18 protein-coding genes and 1 pseudogene are annotated in these 22013 nt (G+C 73.4%); 12 read left to right on the top strand and 7 right to left on the bottom strand.

Translation table 11 applies throughout. The features are described 5' to 3' along the window. Positions 1-74: 74 nt before the first annotated feature. On the top strand, positions 75-1274 hold the full coding sequence (locus SCATT_RS28600; RefSeq protein WP_014151933.1) for an MFS transporter: 1200 nt from the start codon (positions 75-77) through the stop codon (positions 1272-1274). A 41-nt stretch (positions 1275-1315) separates the two neighbouring features. Here SCATT_RS28600 and SCATT_RS28595 read toward each other — a convergent pair whose 3' ends face one another. Beyond that, the gene (locus tag SCATT_RS28595) at positions 1316-4189 is read right to left on the bottom strand and encodes a helix-turn-helix transcriptional regulator (RefSeq protein WP_014151934.1); all 2874 of its coding nucleotides are present in this window, start codon (positions 4187-4189) and stop codon (positions 1316-1318) included. Positions 4190-4573: 384 nt separating this feature from the next. Here SCATT_RS28595 and SCATT_RS28590 point away from each other — a divergent pair, with 384 nt between their 5' ends. Further along, a complete protein-coding gene (locus tag SCATT_RS28590; RefSeq protein WP_078590555.1) occupies positions 4574-5320 on the top strand; it encodes an AfsR/SARP family transcriptional regulator in 747 nt (248 codons plus the stop codon). Between the two features lie 55 nt (positions 5321-5375). Here SCATT_RS28590 and SCATT_RS28585 read toward each other — a convergent pair whose 3' ends face one another. Then, positions 5376-7580 carry a glutaminase family protein gene (locus SCATT_RS28585; RefSeq protein WP_014151936.1) on the bottom strand — a complete coding sequence of 735 codons (2205 nt, stop codon included), beginning with the start codon at positions 7578-7580 and terminating at the stop codon, positions 5376-5378. A 467-nt stretch (positions 7581-8047) separates the two neighbouring features. On the opposite strand from SCATT_RS28585, the gene SCATT_RS28580 reads away from it, so the two are divergent. Beyond that, positions 8048-9064 carry a LacI family DNA-binding transcriptional regulator gene (locus tag SCATT_RS28580; protein WP_014151937.1) on the top strand — a complete coding sequence of 339 codons (1017 nt, stop codon included), beginning with the start codon at positions 8048-8050 and terminating at the stop codon, positions 9062-9064. A 20-nt stretch (positions 9065-9084) separates the two neighbouring features. Here SCATT_RS28580 and SCATT_RS28575 read toward each other — a convergent pair whose 3' ends face one another. Beyond that, positions 9085-10065 (bottom strand): helix-turn-helix transcriptional regulator, encoded by a 981-nt coding sequence (locus tag SCATT_RS28575; protein ID WP_078590557.1) that lies wholly within the window; start codon positions 10063-10065, stop codon positions 9085-9087. A gap of 175 nt (positions 10066-10240) precedes the next feature. Between SCATT_RS28575 and SCATT_RS28570 the strand changes: the two genes are divergently transcribed. Continuing rightward, positions 10241-10639, top strand: a complete 399-nt coding sequence (locus SCATT_RS28570; RefSeq protein WP_014151939.1) for a VOC family protein — start codon at positions 10241-10243, stop codon at positions 10637-10639. Here the strand turns inward: SCATT_RS28570 and SCATT_RS28565 are convergent. After that, entirely contained in the window at positions 10605-11801 is a 1197-nt protein-coding gene (locus SCATT_RS28565; protein WP_014151940.1) for an alanine--tRNA ligase-related protein, read from the bottom strand. The genes SCATT_RS28570 and SCATT_RS28565 overlap by 35 nt on opposite strands. Before the next feature lie 434 nt (positions 11802-12235). On the opposite strand from SCATT_RS28565, the gene SCATT_RS28560 reads away from it, so the two are divergent. Next, positions 12236-13165 (top strand): oxidoreductase, encoded by a 930-nt coding sequence (locus tag SCATT_RS28560; RefSeq protein ID WP_014626728.1) that lies wholly within the window; start codon positions 12236-12238, stop codon positions 13163-13165. Positions 13166-13277: 112 nt separating this feature from the next. Here SCATT_RS28560 and SCATT_RS28555 read toward each other — a convergent pair whose 3' ends face one another. Then, positions 13278-13865: a flavodoxin family protein gene (locus SCATT_RS28555; RefSeq protein WP_014151943.1), complete on the bottom strand. Its 588-nt coding sequence runs from the start codon at positions 13863-13865 to the stop codon at positions 13278-13280. Between the two features lie 173 nt (positions 13866-14038). On the opposite strand from SCATT_RS28555, the gene SCATT_RS28550 reads away from it, so the two are divergent. Beyond that, the gene (locus tag SCATT_RS28550; RefSeq protein ID WP_014151944.1) at positions 14039-14752 is read left to right on the top strand and encodes a TetR/AcrR family transcriptional regulator; all 714 of its coding nucleotides are present in this window, start codon (positions 14039-14041) and stop codon (positions 14750-14752) included. Positions 14753-14910: 158 nt separating this feature from the next. On the opposite strand, the gene SCATT_RS28545 is transcribed toward SCATT_RS28550, so the two are convergent. Continuing rightward, complete coding sequence (locus tag SCATT_RS28545) at positions 14911-16068, bottom strand: FAD-dependent monooxygenase (RefSeq protein ID WP_014151945.1); 1158 nt, start codon at positions 16066-16068, stop codon at positions 14911-14913. 73 nt (positions 16069-16141) lie between these two features. Here SCATT_RS28545 and SCATT_RS28540 point away from each other — a divergent pair, with 73 nt between their 5' ends. Beyond that, on the top strand, positions 16142-16699 hold the full coding sequence (locus tag SCATT_RS28540) for a TetR/AcrR family transcriptional regulator (RefSeq protein WP_014151946.1): 558 nt from the start codon (positions 16142-16144) through the stop codon (positions 16697-16699). Positions 16700-16884: 185 nt separating this feature from the next. After that, positions 16885-17373, top strand: a complete 489-nt coding sequence (locus tag SCATT_RS38225) for a cupin domain-containing protein (protein WP_041824172.1) — start codon at positions 16885-16887, stop codon at positions 17371-17373. On the opposite strand, the gene SCATT_RS28530 is transcribed toward SCATT_RS38225, so the two are convergent. Further along, positions 17357-18103, bottom strand: coding sequence for a GntR family transcriptional regulator (locus SCATT_RS28530; protein ID WP_014151948.1), 747 nt, complete (start codon positions 18101-18103; stop codon positions 17357-17359). The genes SCATT_RS38225 and SCATT_RS28530 overlap by 17 nt on opposite strands. 161 nt (positions 18104-18264) lie before the next feature. Here SCATT_RS28530 and SCATT_RS28525 point away from each other — a divergent pair, with 161 nt between their 5' ends. The 4 genes and pseudogenes from SCATT_RS28525 to SCATT_RS28505 all read left to right on the top strand — a co-directional run bounded on the left by SCATT_RS28525 (position 18265) and on the right by SCATT_RS28505 (position 22003). Continuing rightward, positions 18265-19236 carry a nucleoside hydrolase gene (locus SCATT_RS28525; RefSeq protein ID WP_014151949.1) on the top strand — a complete coding sequence of 324 codons (972 nt, stop codon included), beginning with the start codon at positions 18265-18267 and terminating at the stop codon, positions 19234-19236. Positions 19237-19243: 7 nt separating this feature from the next. Next, entirely contained in the window at positions 19244-20638 is a 1395-nt protein-coding gene (uriT, locus tag SCATT_RS28520; protein WP_014151950.1) for a uridine transporter UriT, read from the top strand. A gap of 59 nt (positions 20639-20697) precedes the next feature. After that, positions 20698-21608, top strand: a pseudogene (locus tag SCATT_RS28515) (ribokinase). Positions 21609-21727: 119 nt separating this feature from the next. Further along, a complete protein-coding gene (locus SCATT_RS28505; protein ID WP_014151953.1) occupies positions 21728-22003 on the top strand; it encodes a hypothetical protein in 276 nt (91 codons plus the stop codon). The last annotated feature ends 10 nt before the right edge of the window (positions 22004-22013 follow it).

Below are 22013 nucleotides of genomic sequence, written 5' to 3'. Positions count from 1 at the left end.
CGCCGCCCTAACATCGTCCGTGCCCGATGGCGTTCGCTTTTCCGGGTCCTTCATTCTACGGAGCAATCACTGGTATGTTTCGCCGTCTGCTTCCTCTTACCTTCGCGGTCTTCGCAATCGGCACGGACAGCTTCGTGGTGGCCGGTGTGCTGCCGGACGTCGCGGGCTCCCTCCACGTAGGGGTCGGCTCGGCCGGGCAGATGGTGACGGCCTATTCGCTGGCGTACGCCATCTGCTCGCCGCTGATCGCCGTCCTCGCCGCCCGCTGGACCCGCAACCGGGTCCTGCTCACCGGGCTCACCGTCTTCATCCTGGCCAACGTCGCCACCGCGCTCGCCCCCGACTTCGCCCTGGTCATCGTCTTCCGGATCCTGGCCGGGGTCGGCGCCGCCGCGGTGACACCCGGGGCGACCGTCGCGGGCGCCTCGCTGGCGCCACCGGAGAAGCGGGCCCAGGCGCTCTCCATCGTCACCGCCGGGCTGTCGGTGGCCACCGCGCTCGGCGCGCCGCTCGGCACCTTCATCGGCAGCCACTTCGGCTGGCGTTCCACCATGTGGTTCGTGGCCGCGGTGGGTGCGCTGGCCGCCGTGGGCACCGCCGCGTTCCTGCAGAAGATCCCGGCGCCGCCCGCCGTGCCCTGGCAGCGCAGGCTGGCCCCGCTCGGCAACCCGCGGATCGCGCTCACGCTGCTGGGCTCGCTGCTCTTCTTCACCGGCAACTACGTGATCAACACCTACATCAGCCAGGTCTTCCACCGCGCCACCGACGGCAACGGCACCACGCTCGCGGTGCTGCTGCTGGCCTCCGGGATCGCCGGCGCGATCGGCAGCTTCGCCTCCGGCCCGCTCACCGACCGCCTCGGCAACCGGGGCATGATCGTCATCGCCGCGCTGGTCGCCGCCGTCGACTTCGCGGTCACCCCGTGGGCCGGCGCCGCGCTCGGCACCGCGTTCGCCGCGGTCATCGTGTGGGGGCTCTCCGGCTTCTCGCTGATCGTGCCCCTCCAGCACCGGCTGATCACCATCTCCCCGGCCGACGCGCAGCTGTCCATCTCCCTCAACAGCTCGGTCATCTTCGTCGGCGCCTCACTCGCCGGCGTCGTCGGCGCGGCCGGCCTCGACCTGGTCGGCGGGGAGAACCTCGGCTTCATCGGCGCCGCCTTCTTCGTCGCCGGGCTGATCGTCGCCGAACTCACCCACGTACTGATCCGGCGGCACAACACCGCGGCCGAGCGGGTGGCCGCGGCGGGCGAGCCGCAGACCGCCGGGACCTGACCCGGCAGCCCGCACCGCCCCCGCGCCGCGGCCCGCGCACCTCAGCGGGCCGCGGCGCGGGGCTGGTACGCGCCGCCGGTGGCCAGCAGCCCCGCCAGCGCCACCCGTGACCTGACCCCCAACTTCCGGTAGATCCGGGTGAGATGGACGTCGATGGTGCGCGGGCTGAGCGTCAGCCGCTCCGCGATCTCCCGGGTACGCACCCCCGACGCGGCCAGCTCCGCCACCTCCCGCTCCCGCTCGGTCAGCTCGGCCAGCCGTTGCAGCACCGTGGCCCCGCCGAGTTCCGGCAGCCCCTCCAACTGCCGCCGCCACTGGCCCGCTTCGGAGGCGATCCGGCCGGCCTCGCACTGCCCGGCCAGCTGCTCGGCCTCCGTCAGCAACGCCATCGCGTCCTCCGGCCGGGCGTCCTCCGCCGCGCACTGCGCCGCCGGGACCAGCGCCCGGGCCTGCGCGCACATCATCCCCGCGGTGGAGAACAGCCCGGCCGCGTTCCGGTACAACACCATCGCCGACCGGTAGTTCCGCCCGTTCTTGGCCACATGGGCCTGGGCCAGCAGGACGTGGGCCCGGTGGTGCGGCATCCCGGTGGTGACCCGCGCGTCCGACACCCACGTCGGTACTGGGACGTCCACGTGCAGCGAGGCGGCCGTCAGCGCCTCGAAGGCGATGGGCAGCAGCGCTGTCGGCAGCTCCCGCAGTTCAGGGCCGCCCCCGGCGCGCAGCACCAGTTCCGCGCTCGGCTCGAAGCGCCCGGCCATCCGGGCCGCGTCCGCCAGACACAGCGCCGCCAGCCGGCTCCAGTCCGACGAGCATGGGTCGACCTGCCCGGACGGGTCCGCGTGCACCCGTTCGCCGGCCGTCTCCTCCGCGCCCTCGGTCAGCACGGTGACGCGCTTCTCCAGCGCGGAGCCCAGGATCCGCTGGGCCTCGGCGGCGAACGAGACGAAGACCGACTGGTGGTCGGCGAGCACCCGCTGCGACTCGGCCAGCCGCCCCATCTGCTGATAGGCGTAGCACAGGCCGTTGACGACCAGCGGCAGCATGTGGTTGGCGCCGCGCTGGCGCATCACCGCGGCGGCCCGGGTCAGATGGCGCACCGCGTCGCCGAACCGCCACCCGAGGATCTCGGCCCAGCCGAGGACCAGCAGGTACTCCGGGTGCGCGGCCAGCGCCACGTCGGGGGAGGAGTCGAGGATCGCGCGGCCGGGCGCGAGGGACTGCTCGGCCGTCTCCGTGTCGTTGTTGAGGCTGTGGAAGAAGCCGCGCAGCACCAGCGCCCCGGCCTCCGCCGGGATCATGTGGTGCTTGCGGGCCAGCCGCAACGCGATGGCCAGGTCGTCGATGTCGTCCAGGTGGCCGCCGAGGAAGGCCACGGTCGCCCGGCCGAGCAGCAACGGCACCAGCTCGGCCTGCTTCTCCGCGGGCAGCGTGTCCAGCTCGATGGCGAGTTGGTCGCAGGCCGCGGAGTCCCGGCCGAGGGTGGCCTCCAGGATGGCGCAGAAGGCCACCGCCTCGACGCGCACCCGGTACGAGGCCGCGCGGGCCTGGTTGATGATGTCGCGGATCAGCTCCTGGGCGGGGGTGCTGCGGCCGGCCGAGACGTGGGTGCGGGCCAGCGCGACCAGCAGTTCGACGCGCCGGTCGGCGAAGTCCCCGCCGCCGGGCAGCCGGCGCAGCGCGGCACGGAGCCAGCGGACCGCGGCGTCGGGGTCGCAGGCCATCCGCTCCTCGGCGGCACGGGCGAGCACCGCCACGTCCTCGGGGTCCGGGACCACCAGGCCGCGCTCGATGTGCCAGGCGCATTCGGCGGCGGAGGCTCCCTGGCCGGCCAGGACGACGGCCACCCTGCCGTGGGCGAGGGTGCGCCAGTGGGAGCCGGCCTGGGAGTACAGCAGACGGCCGATCAGCGGGTGCCGGAAGCACAGTCCGGGGGCGTCGTCGGTGACCCGCAGCAGATCGCGCCGGCACAGCCGGTCGATGGCCGAACCGGTGCGTTCCGGGCTCAACTCGGCCACCTGGGCGAGCAGATCGAGGTCGAAGCGGTCGCCGAGCACCGCACCGGCGTGGGCCACCGTGATCTCGTCGGCGGTGAGCGCGTCGATCTCCGGGGTGAGCCGCACGGCGAGCCGGTCGGCCGTCGCGCGGGGGAGCGGGCCACCGGGCGGGACCTCGGCGAGCAGCCGCAGGTAGAGCGGGATGCCGTGGCTCTCCCGGTGCAGCCGGCGGGCGAGTTCGTCACCGGTGCGCAGCCCCAGCAGCGCGGCGGAGTCGGCGAGGCCGAGCGGACCCAGCTCGATCCTTCGCAGGGGGCCCAGCTCGGCGCGGTCCGCGATCGCGGCGAGCAGCCAGGAGGACGCCTGGCGGGGCCGCTGCGCGAAGACCAGGTGGAGCGGGGCGCGGTCCACGGGGCGGCGCAGCAGGTGCGCGAGGAGGCGTTGGTCCCCGGGGCCGGCCTGGTGGAAGTCGTCCAGCGCGATCAGCAGCGGGGCGTCCGCCCAGTCCAGCAGACAGGAGCGGACGGCGGCCACCAGACCCCGTTCCGCGTCGCCTCCGACGTCCTCGGCGGCGCCGCGCAGGGCGTCGAGTACCGGCTGCGCGCTCGCCCGGGCGCGTGGGCCGAGGGTGTCGGCGCCCGCGGACAGCAACTGGCCGAACATCCCGTACGGTCCGCCGGGTTCCGCCTCGGCGGCGCCGACGGTCAGTGTACGTACCCCGCGCAGCCGGGCCTCGTTGCCGAGGGCGGCGAGTAGGTAGGTCTTGCCGGTGCCGGGGTCCCCGGCCACCGCGGTGAGCGTGCCGCCGGGCGCTTCCAGCGACCGGGACCAGGCGTCGATCTCGGCCCGCCGTAACACCGGCGCCGCCGCGGTTCCGTCCGTCGCACTCATCTGCTCGCAGTCCCCCTCCGTAGCCATGACCTGCAAGCTCACGCTCCCGATGCACGGGGAGCCTACCGCCTGGCCTGTTCCGTCCCAAGGGTGTGACGACGCTCACAATCGGACGGGTCGATGGTGGGCGAAACGAGGTTTGAGCCGATCGCGGGGGCGCTGACCTGCGGCCGGTCGGCCGGTATCTGCCGGGGCATCAGTTTCTGCGCAATGTGCGTAAGTGGTTTCCCTGATGTGCAAGTTAGGGGTGTCGATCACACTGGCGATGAACGGCGTAACCGACGTCGGCCTCATCTGCTCGGCGACCGCTTGCAGGTGGAGTGAAGTTTCACAAGGTACGCGGTGAACGCGTACACGCGGGACGGGGGTAAAGTGAAATATCGGCTACTCGGTCCACTTTGGGTTGACGGCATGACGGGCGCCGCCTCCGCCGAAAGAAAAGTTCCCCACAAAGTCCAGGTGCTCCTGGCGACATTGCTGGCCCGGGGAAACCGGGTAGTGTCCACCGAGCAGATCATCGCGGAGATCTGGGGGGAGAGCCCGCCGCGCCAGGCCACCGCCGCGGTGCACGTCTACATCTCACAACTGCGCAAGCTGCTCACCGTCCCGCGCGGCGCCGAGCACCCCGTCGTCACCCGGGCACCGGGCTACATGATCAACCTCCAGGGTGAGGAGACCGACCTCGACGTCTTCCGCGCCCGGCTGGGGCAGGGCCGGGCCTGCCAGGCACGCGGCGACCACCTCGCGGCGGCCGGGCACTTCGAATCCGCCCTGAGCCTGTGGCGCGGACCGGTACTCGGCGATCTGCGCGGCGGCCTGATCCTGGACGGCTTCGCCCTCTGGCTGGAGAAACTGCGCCTGGAGTGCACCGAACTGCTCGCCGACTCCAATCTCCTGATGGGCTGTCACCGCACCGTCGTCAGCTTCCTCTACGAAGCGCTGTCGGAACACGCCCTGCACGAGACCTTCTACCACCAGCTCATGATCGCCCTCTACCGCTCCAACCGGCGGGCCGAGGCCCTGGAGGTCTACCAACGCGCACGCCGGACCCTCCAGGCCGAACTCGGCCTCGAACCCTGCCGCGCCCTGCGCGACATCCACCAGGCCATCCTCTCCTCCGACGACCGGCTCGAGGCGGCCGTACCCATCGCGTTGTGACCCCCGGCGGGGCCGGAGCCGGGTCGACACCCGGCTCCGGCCCCGCCCCGATGTGTCAGCGGTCCAGGGTGAGCAGGGCGAAGACACCGCCGACGACGGGGCGGGCCTGGAAGCCGCTCTGCTTGTTGGCGACGGTGTCGTACCAGTCGGTGAACGGGACGCGGGACGGCGTGGTGTGGGCGAAGTCGTAGAGGGCGTCCACCAGGTAGCCGCTGACGGGGTGGGCGCGCAGCCAGGCGGCGGTCCACATCTCCCAGTCGCCCTTGGTGTAGGCGTGCCGGACGTCCAGCGGGATGCCGTACGGGTTGGCCTGCGTGGCGTACCAGGCGGCCTCCTCGGCGGCGACGGATTCGGGCACCAGGCCCAGGCCGAGGAGGGCGTCGGGGTAGCCGTTGTACTTCAGGCTCCAGGTGCCCGGCTGGTCGTAGGCGAGTTTGAGGTGATCGCGGGTGGTGTCCTGGGCCTTGTCCGCCCACTGGGCGGCGTAGTCCCGGGCGGTGGAGCGGTAGCGGGCGGCGTCCGCGGTGCGCCCCGCGGCGGCGGCCACCCGGCTCATCGCGCCGATCCCGAGGATCCCCTTGAGCGCGAGGTTGGCGCTGTGGCCGATGAAGCCGGTGAAGTCGTCGGTCTGGTTCTGGTAGCCGGGGTCGAGGGCGTTGTCCACCAGGTAGTCGGCCCACTGCCGAAGGACGCGGTAGTGCTCGCCGGCGAAGGCACGGGCGGTGGCGGAGTCGGCGCGCGCGAGGTAGGCGGCGCACATGATGAGCATGTTGGCCGACTCCTCGACCGGCATGTCCTCCTCGTTGCCGTCGTTGTGCCCGGCGGCGTTGGGGTAGCTGGAACCGAGGTCGTGTTCGGCGAACGTCTTGGGCCAGCCGCCGTGTTCGGGGTAGTCCAGCATCGGCGCGAGCAGCAGGCCGAGGTAGGCCGGGTCGGTGTGGAGGAAGACCGGCATGGCCGGGTAGGTCACATCGATGGTGGAGACGTTGCCGTCGCTGGAGATCTCCTTCAGGAACGCCCACGGCTTGCCGTCCCGGCTGACCAGCTCGGTGCCGGCGTACGCCTGGCGTAGTGAGAGCGCGCACAACGCCGCGTACTTGGGGCCGCCGGCCGCGGTGGCGTCACGCTTGACCTTGCGGTCGAGCGCGGCGGTGCGCCGGGACGCGTCGGCGGCGTCGGCGTGGAAGAAGGCGGCCATCCGCTGCCAGGACGGCCAGTAGGACCGCCACAGCGGCGGCAGCGGGGTGCCGAGGTAGCTGACGGCGGGTTCGCGGACGTGGCCGACCGACAGCACGGCCGTCTCGGTCGAGCGGTGCACGCTGCCGAGGTCGAAGTTGAACGCGAACACCGGCCAGTTGTCGTTGATGCGCCGTGGCTGGTCGGGGTCGGCGGTGCCGGCCAGCTCGCCGTCCTTGACGGCGGCGGCGCGCACCGTGGTGTCGGCGCCGATCTGCCAGGTCAGCCCGGGCCGGTCGGTGGCGTTCCACACCACGGTGCCCCAGGTGGCCATGTCGCCGTTCTCGCCGAGCGGTTGGGGCGCGTCGGGGGTGAAGGAGAGCGCGGTCACCGTGGTCGCCCCGGGGCCGGAGACGGACTCCCGCGCCCAGCGGATCTTCGTTCCGGCGTCGCCGTGCGCCCACTCGCCGGAGATGTCGAAGTACACGGTGACGTCATGGGCGCGGCCGTCGCGGCTGCGTACCTCGGCGGTCAGGTACGACAACGGCATCGACTGGCGGCGCAGGTCGCCCGGTTCCACCGGGGACAGGAAGGTGAGCGCCAGTTCCACACCGGCCGCCTCGAACAGGTAGCGCGACCGGGTGGCGGTGACCGTCAGCGAGCGCTGCGCCATGCCACGCAGCACCTGGCCGGGGACGTTGGGCGCGCCGAGGAAGAGGTAGGGCACGCCGTCGACGCGGGCGATGCCGGTCATCGCGGTGGTACGGCCGGTCCAGAACACCGGCCAGGTACCGGCCGCGCCGTCGGCCGGCAGCCAGGCGCTCAGGTACGGGGAGCGGACCGCGAGCGGCACGGCGGGTGGCCGGATCGGATCGAAGACCGGCGGGGCCACCGCGGCGACGTCCGGGGCGGCCGCAGTGGACCCGGCCCGCGCGTCCGGCACGGCACCGGGCAGCAGGGCGGATCCCGCGGTGCCGAGACCGGCCACGCCCGCCCAGCGCATCAGACCGCGCCGGCTCAGCGGACCGCCGGGCTCCCGGGTGTCGTCGCCGAGGTGGCCGGCGCTGCCGTTTCGCTGTGTCATCGGTTCCTCCGTAGGCCGCCTCGGGGACGGCGGCGGTATCAGGGCGCGCGCCCGGGCCGGTCGTCGCCGGAGCCGTCTTCGCCGGCCGGTGCCGCTCCACGGCGAGGAGGACACACGGTCGTACGGCACGGCGCGGAGGGCCTCGGTGCGTGCCCCGGCGGTGACGGCGCGGAACGCGGAAAGGGCGGCTGACAACGTTGTAAAAGCGGAGCGCTTTGAATGACAGCACGGCACCGCCGCCGTGTCCACCCTCGGCGCCCGCCGTCTTCACGGCCGGTCCCGCCGGTACGGGATACGTGTCAACAAGGGCCGTACGTACGGGGTTTCGCGGACCTTGACAGCCCGGTCCGCCATGCCGCAAGGTCCAGCACGTCGTTGGATCCCGTCCGGCCGGCCAGTTCCCACCCGGCGGCCGGCCGGACCGCACCCGCAGCACCGGCGGGGCCCGGATCGACCCGAGGAGTGCCGTGGGCGTCAGCCTCAAGGACGTCGCGCTGCGCGCCGGCGTCTCCGTCAAGACCGTCTCCAACGTGGTCAACAACTACCCGCACGTCACCCCCGGCACCCGGGAACGGGTGCAGCGGGCCATCGACGAGCTGGGCTACCGACCTAATCTGACGGCGCGTCATCTCCGCAAGGGGCGCACCGGCATCATCGCCCTGGCCATCCCCGAACTGGGCAACCCCTACTTCGCCGAGCTGGCCGGCGCGGTCGTCGACGCCGCGGCCGGCCACGACTACACCGTCCTGCTCGACCACACCGACGGGCTGCGGGAGAAGGAACTCCTGGTCTCCCAGGGCTTCCGCGCCCAGGTCATCGACGGCCTCATCCTCAGCCCGATCGAGCTGGAGACCGAGGACCTGCTCGCCCGCACCGAGGGCGTCCCGCTGGTGCTCCTCGGCGAGCGCGAGTACGACGTGCCCTGCGACCACATCGCCATCGACAACGTCGCGGCGGCCCGCACCGCGGTGCGCCACCTGATCGACCTCGGACGCCGCCGGATCGCCTTCCTCGGGGCCCGCCACGAGAGCGCCCGGCAACCCGCCCACCTGCGGCTGCGCGGCTGGCGCCAGGAGCTGACGGCCGCCGGGCTGGAGCCCTCCGAAACCCTGGTCGCCGCCACCCACGGCTACGGCCGGCGGGACGGCGCGGCGGCGATGGCCGCGCTGCTCGACCGCGGTGAGCGCCCCGACGCGGTCTTCGCCTACAACGACCTCGTCGCGCTCGGCGCGATGCGCGAGTTGTCCGTGCGCGGACTGCGCGTGCCCGAGGACGTCGCGGTGGTGGGGTTCGACGACATCGAGGAGGGGAGCTTCGCCGCCGTGTCGCTGACCACGATCGCCCCCGACAAGCAGGCCATCGCCCGGCTCGCCGTGGACTGCGTGGTCGAGCGGCTGGCCGGCGCCGCCACCACCCCGGCCCGCCGCGTCCGCCCCGGTCACCGGCTCGTGGTCCGCGAGTCCACCGTCGGCCGCCGGACCTGAGCCGCTCACGCCGGAGGCGTTCAGCCTCCCGCGGCCTCCTCCAGCCGCCGCGCCAGCGCACGGACGAGGTCGCGCAGCTCGGGCGGGTGCTCGACGACGAACGGGCGGTCGAGCGAGGCGAGGACGGCCGGAAGCCAGTCGAGCCGTTCCACCCGCAGCCGGACGCGCACCCAAGCCGTTCCGCCGTCCACCGGCTCCTCGCCGACGTCCTCCACGACCGCCGTCCCCACGGGCAGGCGGCCACGCACCTGCTCCGCGGTGGAGCTGACCCGGACCGACACCTCGTGCGTCCACGGCGTCCGGGCGATCCCCTCCACGACGTGGGCGGCGGCGTCGAAGTCGTCCGGCACGTCGAAGGTGCCCTGACGCAGGGCGGGCGCGGAGACCCGGTCGAGCCGGAAGGTGCGCACCGCACCGCTGCGGGAGTCGTGGCCGCTGACGTACCAGCGGCCGGAGTGGGCGACGATGCCGTACGGGAACACGACGCGCTCGCTGCGTTCGCCGCCGCGATCGGTGTAGGTGATCGCGACGGGTCGGCGGCCCCGTGCCGCCTCGGCGAACAGCAGCAGGACGCGGGTCTCCGGCGGCACGGCCGGACGTTCCCGCGCGGTGAAGTCGGTCGCGCGCAGCAGGGCGTCCACCCGCCGGACGAGCGCTTCGGGCAGCACCCGGCGGAGCTTGGCCGCCGCGTTGCCGACGGCGGCGGCGGTCGTCGCGGCGAGGCCCGAGCGGCTGCCGGCGGCCAGCCCGAGCAGGACCGCCAGCGCCTCCTCCTCGGTGAGCATCAGCGGCGGCATCCGGAACCCCGGCGCGAGCCGGTAACCGCCGTAGCGCCCGCGCACCGTCCGCACCGGCACGTCGAGGTCCCTGAGGTGCTCGACGTACCGGCGCACCGTGCGCTCGTCCACCTCCAGGCGCGCGGCCAGACCGGCGACGGTGTGGGTGCCGCCGCCCTGGAGGGCTTCCAGCAGGGAGAGCACGCGAGCGGTGGGACGTGTCATGCTCCAGGACTTTCGTGATACCGGGCGGAAACTGTCCGGTATCGATCGTAGCGTTCCCCTCGTCACCAGGCCCCCGGGCGAGCTTCGTCCACGACGCCGTCCTCGACGTCGACGGCGGCCGGAACGCCACCTGAACGCACCAACCGACGCAACCGCGGCAAAGGAAGCAACCCCCGTGAACTTCGTCTCCATCAGGATCATCACCGACGACGTCAAGCGCCTCGTCGACTTCTACGCACAGGTCACCGGCGCCACGCCCGCCTGGGCCACCGACCAGTTCGCCGAGATCGTCACCGCCTCCGGGACGCTCGCCGTCGCCCACAGCGACACCATCGCCCTCTTCGGCGCCGGCGCCGCCCACGCGGCCGACAACCACAGCGTCATCGTGGAGTTCCGCGTGGCCGACGTCGACCGCTGCTACGACACGGTGCGGTCACTCGGCGCCGAGGTCGTCGTCGAGCCCACCACACAGCCGTGGGGCAACCGTTCGCTGCTCTTCCGCGACCCCGACGGCAACCTGGTGAACTTCTTCACCCCGGTCACCGCCGAGGCGATCCGTCGGCAGGCCCGGTAGCGGGGCGCAGGATCGTGACGAGGTCGCGCGGCAGCCCGTGGGTGTCGTGGAGGTAGCGCAAGTCCTCCTCGTCCAGCGGGCGTTGGAACCGGGGCCGGGCCAGCACCCGCCGGCCCCGTTCCAGGAGCCGGACGAAACGGCGTTCCTCGTCCAGCAGCACACCACGCACCTCATCCGGCCCCGTCGACAGCCGGAAGTGGTGCAGTGTGTGCTCGACCAGTTCCTCCGGCAGATCCACCAGGGAGCGCGACGGATCGCCCCGCCACAACACGGTGAGCACCCGGCGCACCAGGCGGCGCAGCACGTAGCCGCGGTCGGTGTTGGCCGGGCGCACCCCGTCGCCGATCACCACCACGGCCGACCGCAGATGGTCGCAGACCAGCCGCAGCGACGGTTCGTCCAGCCGCCACAGGGCCGGTACGAGCAGCCGCCAGGGGGCGAAGACATCGCACTCGAACACCGAGGTGCGCCCCTGGAGCAGCGAGGCCAGGCGTTCCAGCCCGAGCCCGGTGTCGACGTTGCGCTGGGGCAGCGGTACCAGGGAGCCGTCGGGGAGCCGGCGGTGGCGCATCATGACGTGGTTCCACACCTCCACCCAGCGGTCGTCCCGGGTGGGGGTCGAGCGCGGCGGGGTGCTGCCGGTCCACAGGAAGATCTCCGAGTCGGGGCCGCACGGACCGGTCGGCCCGTTGGACCACCAGTTGTCCTCCACGGTGCGTTCCACCGGGACGCCGAGCCGCTGCCACACCTCGAGCGAGGAGGTGTCCGGGCCGGTGTGCTCGTCGCCGCCGAAGACTGTGGCGTGCAGCAGACCCGGATCGATCCCGAACCCCTCGGTGAGCAGCCCGTAACCCCATTCCAGGCTCAGCGGACCCTCGTAGTCCCCCAGCGACCAGGTGCCCAGCATCTCGAAGACCGTCAGATGGGTGGGGTCGCCGACCTCGTCCAGATCGGTGGTGCGCAGACAGCGCTGCACGTTGACCACCCGCCTGCCGAGCGGATGCGGCCGTCCCTCCAGATAGGGGGTGAGCGGATGCATGCCGGAGGTGGTGAAGAGCACCGGGTCGCCGGGTGGCGGCAGCAGCGTCGACCCGGTGATCCGGCGGTGGCCGCGCTCCTGGAAGTACTCGGTGAACGTGGCGGTGATCTCTTCGGTGTTCATGGATGCCCCTTGGCGTGTTGGACGGGAGGCACCGGAGAACGCGTCCGCACGACACCGGAATCGGGGTGAACTCACCAGCGGCGGACCGTTTCCGGTCGCCGATGGGAGGGAGGTACGTCAGGCGGCGGCAACCGGCGAGCTGGTCGCTCGCGCGGTCGCGGTGGTGTTTCGGCCGGTGACGTTCATACCTCGACGATAACGCGCCGGGCTCCGTGACGTCACGTGATTTGAGACCCGCGGGTGGACCGGAGCCGGCGGATCTCAGCTGCCGCTGCCTGCTATAGTGCCGGTCGACTGGAAAGCCTCCCCGGCGCGGATCCCGATCCGCAGGGGAGGCTTTTTCCATGCCCGGCGCCGACAGCCGTCGGGTCCCAACTCGCCGCGGCCAGCCGCCAGTTCCCTATGTTCCCGGTCCACGACAGGAGAGCCGTGCCATGAGCCCACGAACGAACACCGCAGCAGCCGCCGGAACATGGCGACTCGGTGACCTGACCGTCAACCGCGTCGGATTCGGTGCGATGCGCCTGACGGGTACCGCGCCCTTCGACCACGGCGTGCCGCGCGACCGCGAGCAGTCGATCGGCGTGCTCCGGCGGGCGGTCGAACTCGGCGTCAACCACATCGACACCGCCGCGTTCTACTTCTCCGCGACGCGCTCCGCCAACGAACTGATCAACCGGGCGCTGGCGCCGTACCCGGAGGACCTGGTCATCGCCACCAAGGTCTGGCCCGGCCGCGATCCCTCGGGCGCGTGGTGGTGGGCCGCGCCGGAGCAGTTGCGCGGCCAGGTCGAGGAGAACCTCCGCCAACTCGGCCGCGACCACCTGGACGTGGTCAACCTGCGCGTGCCACCGAGCCGGCGGACCGGATCGATCGGCGAGCACTTCGCAGCGCTGGCCGAACTGCGCGACGCCGGGCTCATCCGCCACCTCGGCGTCTCCAACGTCACCTGCGAGCAACTGGCCGAGGCGCGAGCCATCGCCCCGGTCGTCTGCGTGCAGAACCCGTACGGGATCGGCGCGTCGGACGCGGACCGGGCGCTCCTGCGGCGCTGCGGTGAACTCGGCATCGCCTTCGTCCCGTTCTTCGCGATCGCCGGTCCCGGCCGCGAGGCGGGCCCGGCCCCCGGTGACAGCGAGGAGATACGTGCCGTCGCCCGCGCGCACGGCGCGACCCCCGCGCAGGTCCGGCTCGCCTGGACCTTGCGGCAAGGGCCGCACGTGCTGGCGATCCCGGGGACCGGTGATCCGGACCACCTCGTCCAGAACGTGGCGGCCGGCGCGCTGCGGCTGTCGGAGGAGGAGATGGCACGCCTCACCGCGGCGCCGCCTCAGACCCAGGTGGGCACGCGCCCGTCGGCGTAGCGGGCGCCGGGGCCGCCCTGGGGCTGGATCTCGTCGATGGCCTTGAGACCGGTGCCGGTGGGGGGGCAGGCCGGCGGCGGCACCGGAAGGCGATGCGTGGCGGACGGTCGGGTCAGCGCGCTACGGCGGTCAGTCCGGCGCGGTGGACGCGGGTGTGTTCGGCGACGCGCTCGCCGAGGTGGCGGGCGGTGTTGAGGTCGGCGTCGTGGACGGCGGGGGTGTCGTTGAAGCTCTGCGCGCCGGCGCCGAGGTAGAAGCCGAGGCGGTTGTCGTCCTCGGGGCTGGAGGTGGTGGTGTTCCAGCCGGGCAGGAGGTTCATGCTCACCCAGAGCATGCCGTGCTGGGCCGCCAGGAGCGACAGGTACTGGAGGGTGTGCAGCTTGTCGCCGCTCATGGAGCCGGAGTTGGTGAACCCCGCCGCGAGCTTGTCGCTCCAGGCGCGGCTCATCCACCGCTTGCTGGTGGCCTCGGCGAAGGCGTGGAACGCCCCGGACGCGGTGCCCATGTAGGTGGGGGTGCCGAAGATGATGGCGTCGGCGGCGTCCATCAGCTCCCAGTCGGCGTCGCCGAGGGAGGCGACGTCCACCCGGTGGACCCGCGTCCCGGCGACGGAACGCGCCCCGTCGGCGACGGCCGTGGCGATCTGCGCGGTGTGGCCGTAGCCGGAATGCGACGCGATGACGATCGAGATGTCGGACATGGGTGTTCCTCTTCTGCCGCGACGGCGGCGTGTTCGGTGGGGTGCCGGCGGACGACGAGGTGCCGGCCGGGCATCGCGGGCCGGCACCGACCACCAAGGGCGTGGATCGATGTTCCGCCTTGAACAGTAGCACCGATAAAGCGTTGATACGCAAGATGCGATATCGTTGTTCCATGAACGAGGGACGACGCGCCGCGCGGCGCCAGGTACTTCAGGTGGCCGCCGAGCTTTTGGAGGAGGGCGGCAGCGAAGCGGTCTCCACGCGCGCCGTCGCCGCAGCCGCGGGCATCACGGCCCCCGCGCTCTACCGGATGTTCGACGACAAGGACGGACTCCTGGCCGAGCTGGCGGCCTACGGATTCGAGAGGTACCTGGCCGAGAAACGGGAGGCACTGGCGCTGACCCCGGACGACCCGGTGGCCGACCTCTACCGCGGCTGGGACCTGCACGTCGACTTCGGGCTGCGGCACCCCGCGTTCTACATGCTCATGTACGGCACCGTGCGACCCGGGCAGCGGCCCCCCGCCGCCGACGAGGCGCACGCCCTGCTCGTGGAGCTGCTGAGCCGGGCGGCCGACGCCGGGCGCCTCCGGGTTCCGGTGGAGCAGGCGACCCGCGTCATCCACGCGGCGACGACGGGTGCCACCCTCGCGCTGATCGGCGAAGAGCCCTCGGTGCGGGACCTGACCACGTCGGCACGGCTGCGGGACACCGTCATCGCCTCGGTCACCACCGACTCGCCCGCCCCGCCCGGGTCGGACCTGGCCTCGCGCGCCCTCGCCCTCGACGCCGCGCTGGAAACGGCGCTCACCACCGGGCCCGGGGTGCCGCTGCGGGACACGGAGACGGCTCTGCTGCGCGATTGGCTGCAACGGCTGGCGGGCTGAACCGGTCGCCGGCCGTTTCCGTCACGGGGGCCGGCCGAGGTGTCGCCGAGGTCACCGCGGCCCGGGTCCGCCACGCGGCCGAGGAGCGGATCGGCGATATCCCGGGCCCGGGGCCGCCGCCGGTTCCCGGCGGACGGGCTCGGGTACCGCCGCGCGGGTCAGTTCAGGTGCGGCGGGACCCAGGCGTGGTGGCGCAGGATCATCCGCACGGCGGCGCCGGAGGGCGTCAGCCGCATCGCCGCGTTGCGCAGGGCGACGGCCGCCGGGTGCGACAGTTGGTGGCCCATCCGTCCCGCCTGCCGGGCGGCCCGCGCGACCGCCTGGCTGCGCGGCCGGCGCTCGGCGTCGTACCGGGCGAGCCCGGCCTCGACCGTCGGCCCGTCGGCGAGCGCGGCGGCCAGGGTGACCGCGTCCTCCAGCGCCTGGCAGGCGCCCTGACCGAGGTTGGGGGTCATCGCGTGCGCGGCGTCACCGAGCAGCGCGACGCGGCCCACGGTGAACGAGGGGAGCGGCGCGCGGAGTTCGTTGACGTCGTGGTGGAGCACGGCGTCGGCCGTGGTCGCGTCGAGCAGGGCGGGGATCGGGTCGTGCCAGCCGCGGAACCGCCGGCGCAGTTCGGCCAGCGGGTCGGTGAACCGCGTCCCGGGCGGCAGGGTGAGGACCGCGTGCCACTCGGCCCGTCCGTCCCGGAAGGCGATGTGGCCGAACTCGGCGCCCGGTCCCCAGGTCAGCTCGAAGTCGGTGCGCAGTCCGACCGGTTGCGCGGTGATGGCGCGCAGCACCGTCGAACCGCTGTAGACCGGGCCGGGGTGGGCCGGGAAGAGCCGGCGGCGGACCTTGCTGCCGACGCCGTCGGCGGCCACCACCAGATCGGCCTCCAGCACCGTGTCCCCGCAGGCGACCCGCACCGTGCCCGGGCCGTTCCGCTCCACCGAGCCGGCCTCGGAGCCGATCAGCAGCGTCTCGGCGGGCAGCGCCTCGCGCAGCAGCCGGTGCAACGTGGAGCGGGGGATGCCCATGATCGGCGTGCCGACCGCCCGCTCCAGCGCGGCGCCGTCCATCCGGGCCAGCCAGCCGCCCCCCGGGGTGCGGGTGCCGCCGCTGTACTGGCCCTGCGAAGCCTCCCGCACCGCCGTGCCGACGCCGAGTTCGTCCAGGGCCCGCAGGCCGTTGGCGGCCAGCGAGATGCCCGCCCCGGCGTCGTCGAGCACGGGTGCCCGCTCCACGACCGTCGTCTCCCAGCCGATGCGGCGCAGACCTATCGCGGTGGCCAGCCCGCCGATGCCTCCTCCGACGATCACCGCCGTGTTGCCCATGGTCAGCCCCCAAACTTTCTACATCTGTAGAAGAGGACTTTATCCGAAGCTCTACAGGTGTAGAAAGGGAGGCATGGCATCGGACCGTCGCACCCTGCTCGCGGACGCGGCCCTCGACGTACTCGCCGACGAGGGGATCCGCGGCCTGACCCATCGCGCCGTGGACCGCCGGGCGGCCATGCCGCCCGGCACCACGTCGGCCTACTTCCGCACCCGCGCCGCACTGCTCACCGGGCTCGTCCTGCGCCTGGTCCACCTCGACCAGACCGAACTGCGGACCATGGCCGAGCACCTCGCGCCACTGCGCACCGCCGAGGAACTGGTGGACGGCATGGCACTGCTCGCCCGCCGCCGGCTCACCGGCGAGGGCCGCCGCCGCTCCCTCGCCCGCTACGCCTGCGCGGTCGAGAGCGTTCGCGCCCCGGAACTGCGGGAGATCCTGGTCCCCCGCGAGAACACCGGCCGCGAGGCCGTCCGCCAGTTCCTCGTCGCGCACGGCGTGACGGACGTCGAGAACCGCACGCACACCCTGCTGACATGTGTCGACGGACTCGTCTTCGACCGGCTCGTCAGCGGCGGCGAGGTACCGCGCGAGGCCCTGGAGGGACTGGTCGCCGCGGCCCTGCGGTAGGCCGGGCGCGGACGTGGACCACCGGCACGGTCAGGGGCGACGGGCATGCCCGACGGGGCCGCCCAGACCCCCGGGACCGGACGGGCAGCGTCGACCGCACGGTCGGCGTGGAATCACGGCTGACCCACGGGGCCGCCCCTAACCTGATCGGCATGGCCCGGGAACGGACGACGGAGGGCGCGACCATGAGCGGAACGCGGATCGCCGGCGGGGTGGTGGCCGCCGGTGTGGTGGCCGCCGCGATCGTCCTCGCCCCCGGGGCGAGGCACGCGACCGCCACCGCTCCGTCCGGAGCCGCCGCCACCCGGCCGCCGGCCGAGACGCTGACGCCCCTGCTCCAGCAGCCACTGCCCAACGCCGCCGGGAAGACGTTCACTTCGGTGATCGTGGACTTCCCGCCGAAGGCGCGCGCGGTGCCGCACCGGCACGGCGCCGCGTTCGTCTACGCCTACGTGCTGGAGGGCGCGGTACGCAGCCGCCTGGCCGGCGAGCCCGCGCGTACGTACCGCAAGGGCGAGCAGTGGGTCGAGCGGCCGGGCGCCCACCATCTGCTCGCGGAGAACACCAGCCGTACCGGACACGCCAAGCTGCTGGTGGTCTTCGTCTCCCGTACCGGGGACCGGCTCAAGACCGACGACCGGCCGCGGGCCGCCCGCCTCAGCGGCGCGGGTTGAGGTGGAGCAGCGGGGCCCCGGCGGGGAAGAGGTACTTGGCGGCCATCAGGGGCCGGCCGGCCGCCGCGACGGTCTGGGTGACGAGCAGCGCGGGCGTCTCGGGCGGACGTGAGACGGCCTGGCCGCGTTCCTTGCCGAGCGTGGTGGCGCCCAGCGTGCTGCGTCCGGTCAACGGCAGCCGCCCGGCCGCCGCGAGCAGCGTGGCGAGCATGGTGGCGCACGGCTGCCCGGGCGGCGCGGCCTGATCGAGTACCGCCTCCGTGAGGTGTTCGCGCACCGCCCCCTCGGCCGCCCACTCGTGGGCGAAGCACGCCGGAACGCCGTCGACGTCCACCACGCTCTCCCAGAACCGGGCCCGCTCGGCCGGGCCGAGGCGCAGGTGGTAGCCGGAGAAGTCGGTGGGCTCCTCCAGCTCGACGGCGAGCCGGCGGCAGCGTACGGTGCCGGCGCCGAGCAGCTTCTCCACCGGCAGCAGTCGTTCCAGACCGGGCGGGGGCGGCGGCTGGTTGACCGTGCTGCCGGAGCCCTGGCGGCGGGTGATCACCCCGTCCTCCTGGAGCAGGATCAGCACCTCGCGCAGCGCCGGGCGGCTCACCCCGAGCCGGGCGGCGAGCACCGGTTCGGCGGGCAGCTTCGCCCCCGGCGGGAAGGTGCCGTCGTCGATCGCGGCCACGATGCGCTGGTAGAGCTCGACGCGCGGCGAGTGGCGGCGGTCCGTGGGTGCGGACATCGCAGCTCCAGTGATCTTTGTCTGACATATGTCAGAGGGCGGTGGCGCCTCAGCATAGCCGCCCCTTGTCTTCCCTCCAGCACCGTGCTTACCCTCTCTCCCAGCCCTCCACAATTTGTCAGACAAATTGAGAGGCCCGCACCTCCTGGAAAGAACGTGATATGTCCGCAACCGCACCGCGCCCGCTGCTCATGGACTGCGACACCGGCATCGACGACGCGATCGCCCTGCTCTACCTGTGTCTGACCCCCGGGGTCGACCTGCGCGCCGTCACCACCGTGGCCGGCAACACCAGCGCCGAGCAGGCCGCCGTCAACACCCTCCAGGTCCTGGAAACCGCCGGCCGCACCGACGTACCGGTGGCCGCGGGCGCCGCCACCACACTGCGCGGCGACACCAACGAGGAGGCGACCTTCGTGCACGGCGAGGGCGGCCTCGGCGGGGTGCGCCTCCCCGCGCCCACCGCCGCCCTCGACCCCCGGCACGCCGCCGAGCTGATCGTCGACACCGCCCGCGCGGCAGGCGGCGACCTGGAGATCCTGGCCACCGCCCCGCTGACCAACCTCGCCCTGGCGCTGCGCGCGGAACCGCGCCTGCCCCAACTGGTCCGCCACGTCACGGTGATGGGCGGAGCGGTGCACCACCCGGGCAACATCTCACCGGTGGCCGAGGCCAACATCGGCCACGACCCGGAGGCCGCCGCGCTCGTCCTCGCCGCCGGCTGGGACCTGACCGTCGTACCGCTCGACGTGACCATGCGGGAGAACCTCACCGAGGCACACCGGCTCCGGCTGCTGGCCCACGGCACCCCGGTCAGCCGCCTCGCCGGCGAGATCCTCGACTTCTACTTCGCCTTCCACGAGGAGTCGGCGCTGCCCTTCCGCGGTTCGGCCTGCCACGACCCGCTCGCCGCCGGGATCGCGGTCGGCGAGGTCACCCCGAAGCTCGCCCCGCGCCTGCCCGTCACCGTCGACACCGCCGACGGGGCCGCCCGCGGCGCGCTCGTCGCCGACACCCGCGGCATCCACCGCGGCTACCCCGAACTGCCCGGCGCCAACGCCGTCGTGGTGCTGGAGACCGACGGCACCTTCCCCGAACTGCTCGTCGAGCGCCTGTGCCGGCCGGGGGAGTGACCGCGCGATGACCACCGACTCCGCCACCCGCCCGGTGCGGACGGCCGCCGGGACCGCGGCGCTGATGACGGCGCTCCTCGCCGCCTGCGTGGCCTTCCAGCTCAACGCCAGCATGCTCAGCCCCGCCCTGGTCACCATGGCCCGGGAACTCCACACCGACGACGCCGGGGCCGGGCTGTCGCAGACCGCGTTCTTCACCGCCTCGGCGATGTTCTCGCTCTTCCTGCCCCGGTTCAGCGACATCGCCGGACGCAAGCGGGTGCTGCGGTGGATGCTGCTGGTGATGGCGGCCGGCACGGTGCTGGCCGCCGTGGCGCCCGACATCACCGTCCTCGACATCGCGCGGGTGGTGCAGGGCGCCTCCGGCCCGGTGGTGCAGATCTCGCTGCTGATGCTGCGTTCCGAGGTCACCGACCCCAAGCGGTTCGGCACCCTGATGGGCGTGGTGGCCGCGGTCAACGGCGGCATCGCCGGGGTGGACGCCCTGGCGGGCGGCTGGCTGGCGGGTGCCTACGGCTTCCGCAGCGTCTTCTGGGTGATCGCGGTGGTGGCCGTGGTCGCCGTCGCGCTGGTCACGGTGGGGTGCCGGGAGTCGCGGCCGTCGGCGGGGACGCCGATGGACTGGCCCGGTGTGGTGCCGGTCGTGCTCTGTGTGGCGGCGCTGCTGCTCGCGGTGGACGAGGCCGAGAAGCTCGGCGCCGCCAACTGGCCGCTGGCCGCCGCCCTGTTGATCGTGGCGGCCGTCGCCTTCGCGCTCTTCTGGCGGGCGGAGAAGCGCAGCCGCCATCCGCTGGTGCGTATCGAGGACCTCAAGCGCCGGGCGAGCTGGGCCCCGCTGCTGACCACCACGCTCACCCTCACCGGGGTGTTCGCCACCGTCAACGGCGTGCTGATGTCGTTCGTGCAGAACCGTCAAGCGGGCTTCGGGATGGACTCCAGCCTGGCCTCGCTCGCCTTCCTCACCCCGTTCGCGCTGGTCGGCTGGGTCGTCGGACCGTTCACCGGCCGGCTGGCCCCGGTCCTCGGCTACCGCCGGGTGCTGCGGTGGGGGCTGGGGGCCAGCGCCGTGATCATCGTGGTGATGGCGGTGGCCGGGGTCCACTCGCTGCCGGTGATGATCGTCTGCACGGTGCTGCTCGGGGTGAGCTACGCCGGGGTCGCCAACATCGTGCTCAACCTGCTCGGCGTCGTCCTCGCGCCCAAGGACCACCCCGGGTTCCTGCCCGGGCTGGTGTCGGCCGCCTTCGGGCTCGGCGCCGGGCTGAGCTTCGCCCTGCTCACCGCCGTCCAGGTGTCGACCGGCTATGTGACCGCGATGCTGGCCGGTGCCGTCGTCACGCTGGCGGCCTTCGGCGCCTCGTACTTCCTGCCGCGCCCGCAGGACGCCGAGGTCACCTCCTGACCCGTCGGCGTCCTCCCCCCACCCCTTCGCCCGTTCCCCACACCGAGGATCCCCCCCCCGTGATCGCAGTCGTCGGCAGCCTCAACCTGGACCTGGTCGCCCCCGTACCCCACCACCCCGTACCCGGCGAGACCGTGCTCGGCGGCGACCTGGCGCGCCACCCCGGCGGCAAGGGTGCCAACCAGGCGGTGGCCGCCGCCCGGCTCGGCGCACCCGTCGCCATGGTGGGCCGGGTCGGCGCCGACGAGGCGGGCACCGCGATGCTCACCGCGCTGCGGGACGCCGGCGTGGACGCCACCCACGTCACCCGCACCGACGACGTGCCCACCGGCCACGCGCTGATCACGGTGGACCCGCACGGCGAGAACGCCATCGTGGTCAGCCCCGGCGCCAACTCCCGCCTGTCCGGGGCGGATTGCCGTACCGCCGCCGGGACGCTGCGCACCGCGGCCGTCACCGTGCTCCAGCAGGAGGTGCCGGACGAGGCCAACCACGCGGCGGCCCGGCTGGCCGGCGGCACCGTGGTGTACAACCCGGCACCCGCGGTCCCCGGCGCCGTCATCCCGCCCGGCGTCGACCTGTTGGTGCCCAACCGCACCGAACTGGCCGCGCTCACCGGCCAACCGGTGCCCGGTTCCGTGGACGAGGTCGCGCGGGCCGCTCGCCCGCCGAGGGTGACCACCACGGCCCCGGCGCCGCGCAGTTGCTGGTGGAGGAGCGCTCGGTGCTGCACGTCCCCGCGTACCCGGTGACGCCGGTGGACACCACGGCGGCCGGTGACGCCTTCTGCGGCGCGCTGGCGGTGGCCCTGGCGGAGGGGCACGCCTTGGAGCCCGCGGTGCGCTGGGCGTGCGCGGCGGCTGCCATGAGCACCACCCGCTCCGGCGCCCAGCCCTCCCTGCCGCACCGCGCCGGGGTCGAGGCGTTCCTGCCCGGGCACCGGCCGCCCGGCCCGGCCCGCGAGGTGTGACCCGGCCGCCCGCCCCGCCCGGTGCCCGCGTGCGTACGGGGCGCATCATCGGCAACGACGAGTGTGTCCATCGCGGTACCGGGCGCCGGAGGGCACCGGCGGGACAGAGGTGCGCGATCGTGAGGGTTTCCACGGTGATGGCCTGTGCCGCCGTGGCCGCGGCGGCACTCGGCGGCCTGGCGCCGGGCGCGCGGGCGGCGGCGCTCACCTGCGGTCAGGCGGTACGGCAGACCCAGGCCGGCCTGCGGAACGCCGGGGCGCCCACCAGCCGTACGGACTGGCAGGGTGTACGCGACGACGCGCGGCGGTTCATCGACGGCCACCCCTGGGGTGGCAGTGCCACCGAGGCGCTCGAACGCGACGTCGCCGCCCTCGACCGTGAGTGTGCGGACTGACCGGCCCGCA

It is taken from the genome of Streptantibioticus cattleyicolor NRRL 8057 = DSM 46488, assembly GCF_000240165.1.
GTDB classification, from domain to species: Bacteria; Actinomycetota; Actinomycetes; order Streptomycetales; family Streptomycetaceae; genus Streptantibioticus; species Streptantibioticus cattleyicolor.
The sequence above is the reverse complement of the archived record's forward strand: the minus strand, read 5'-3'. Positions and strand labels throughout refer to the sequence as shown.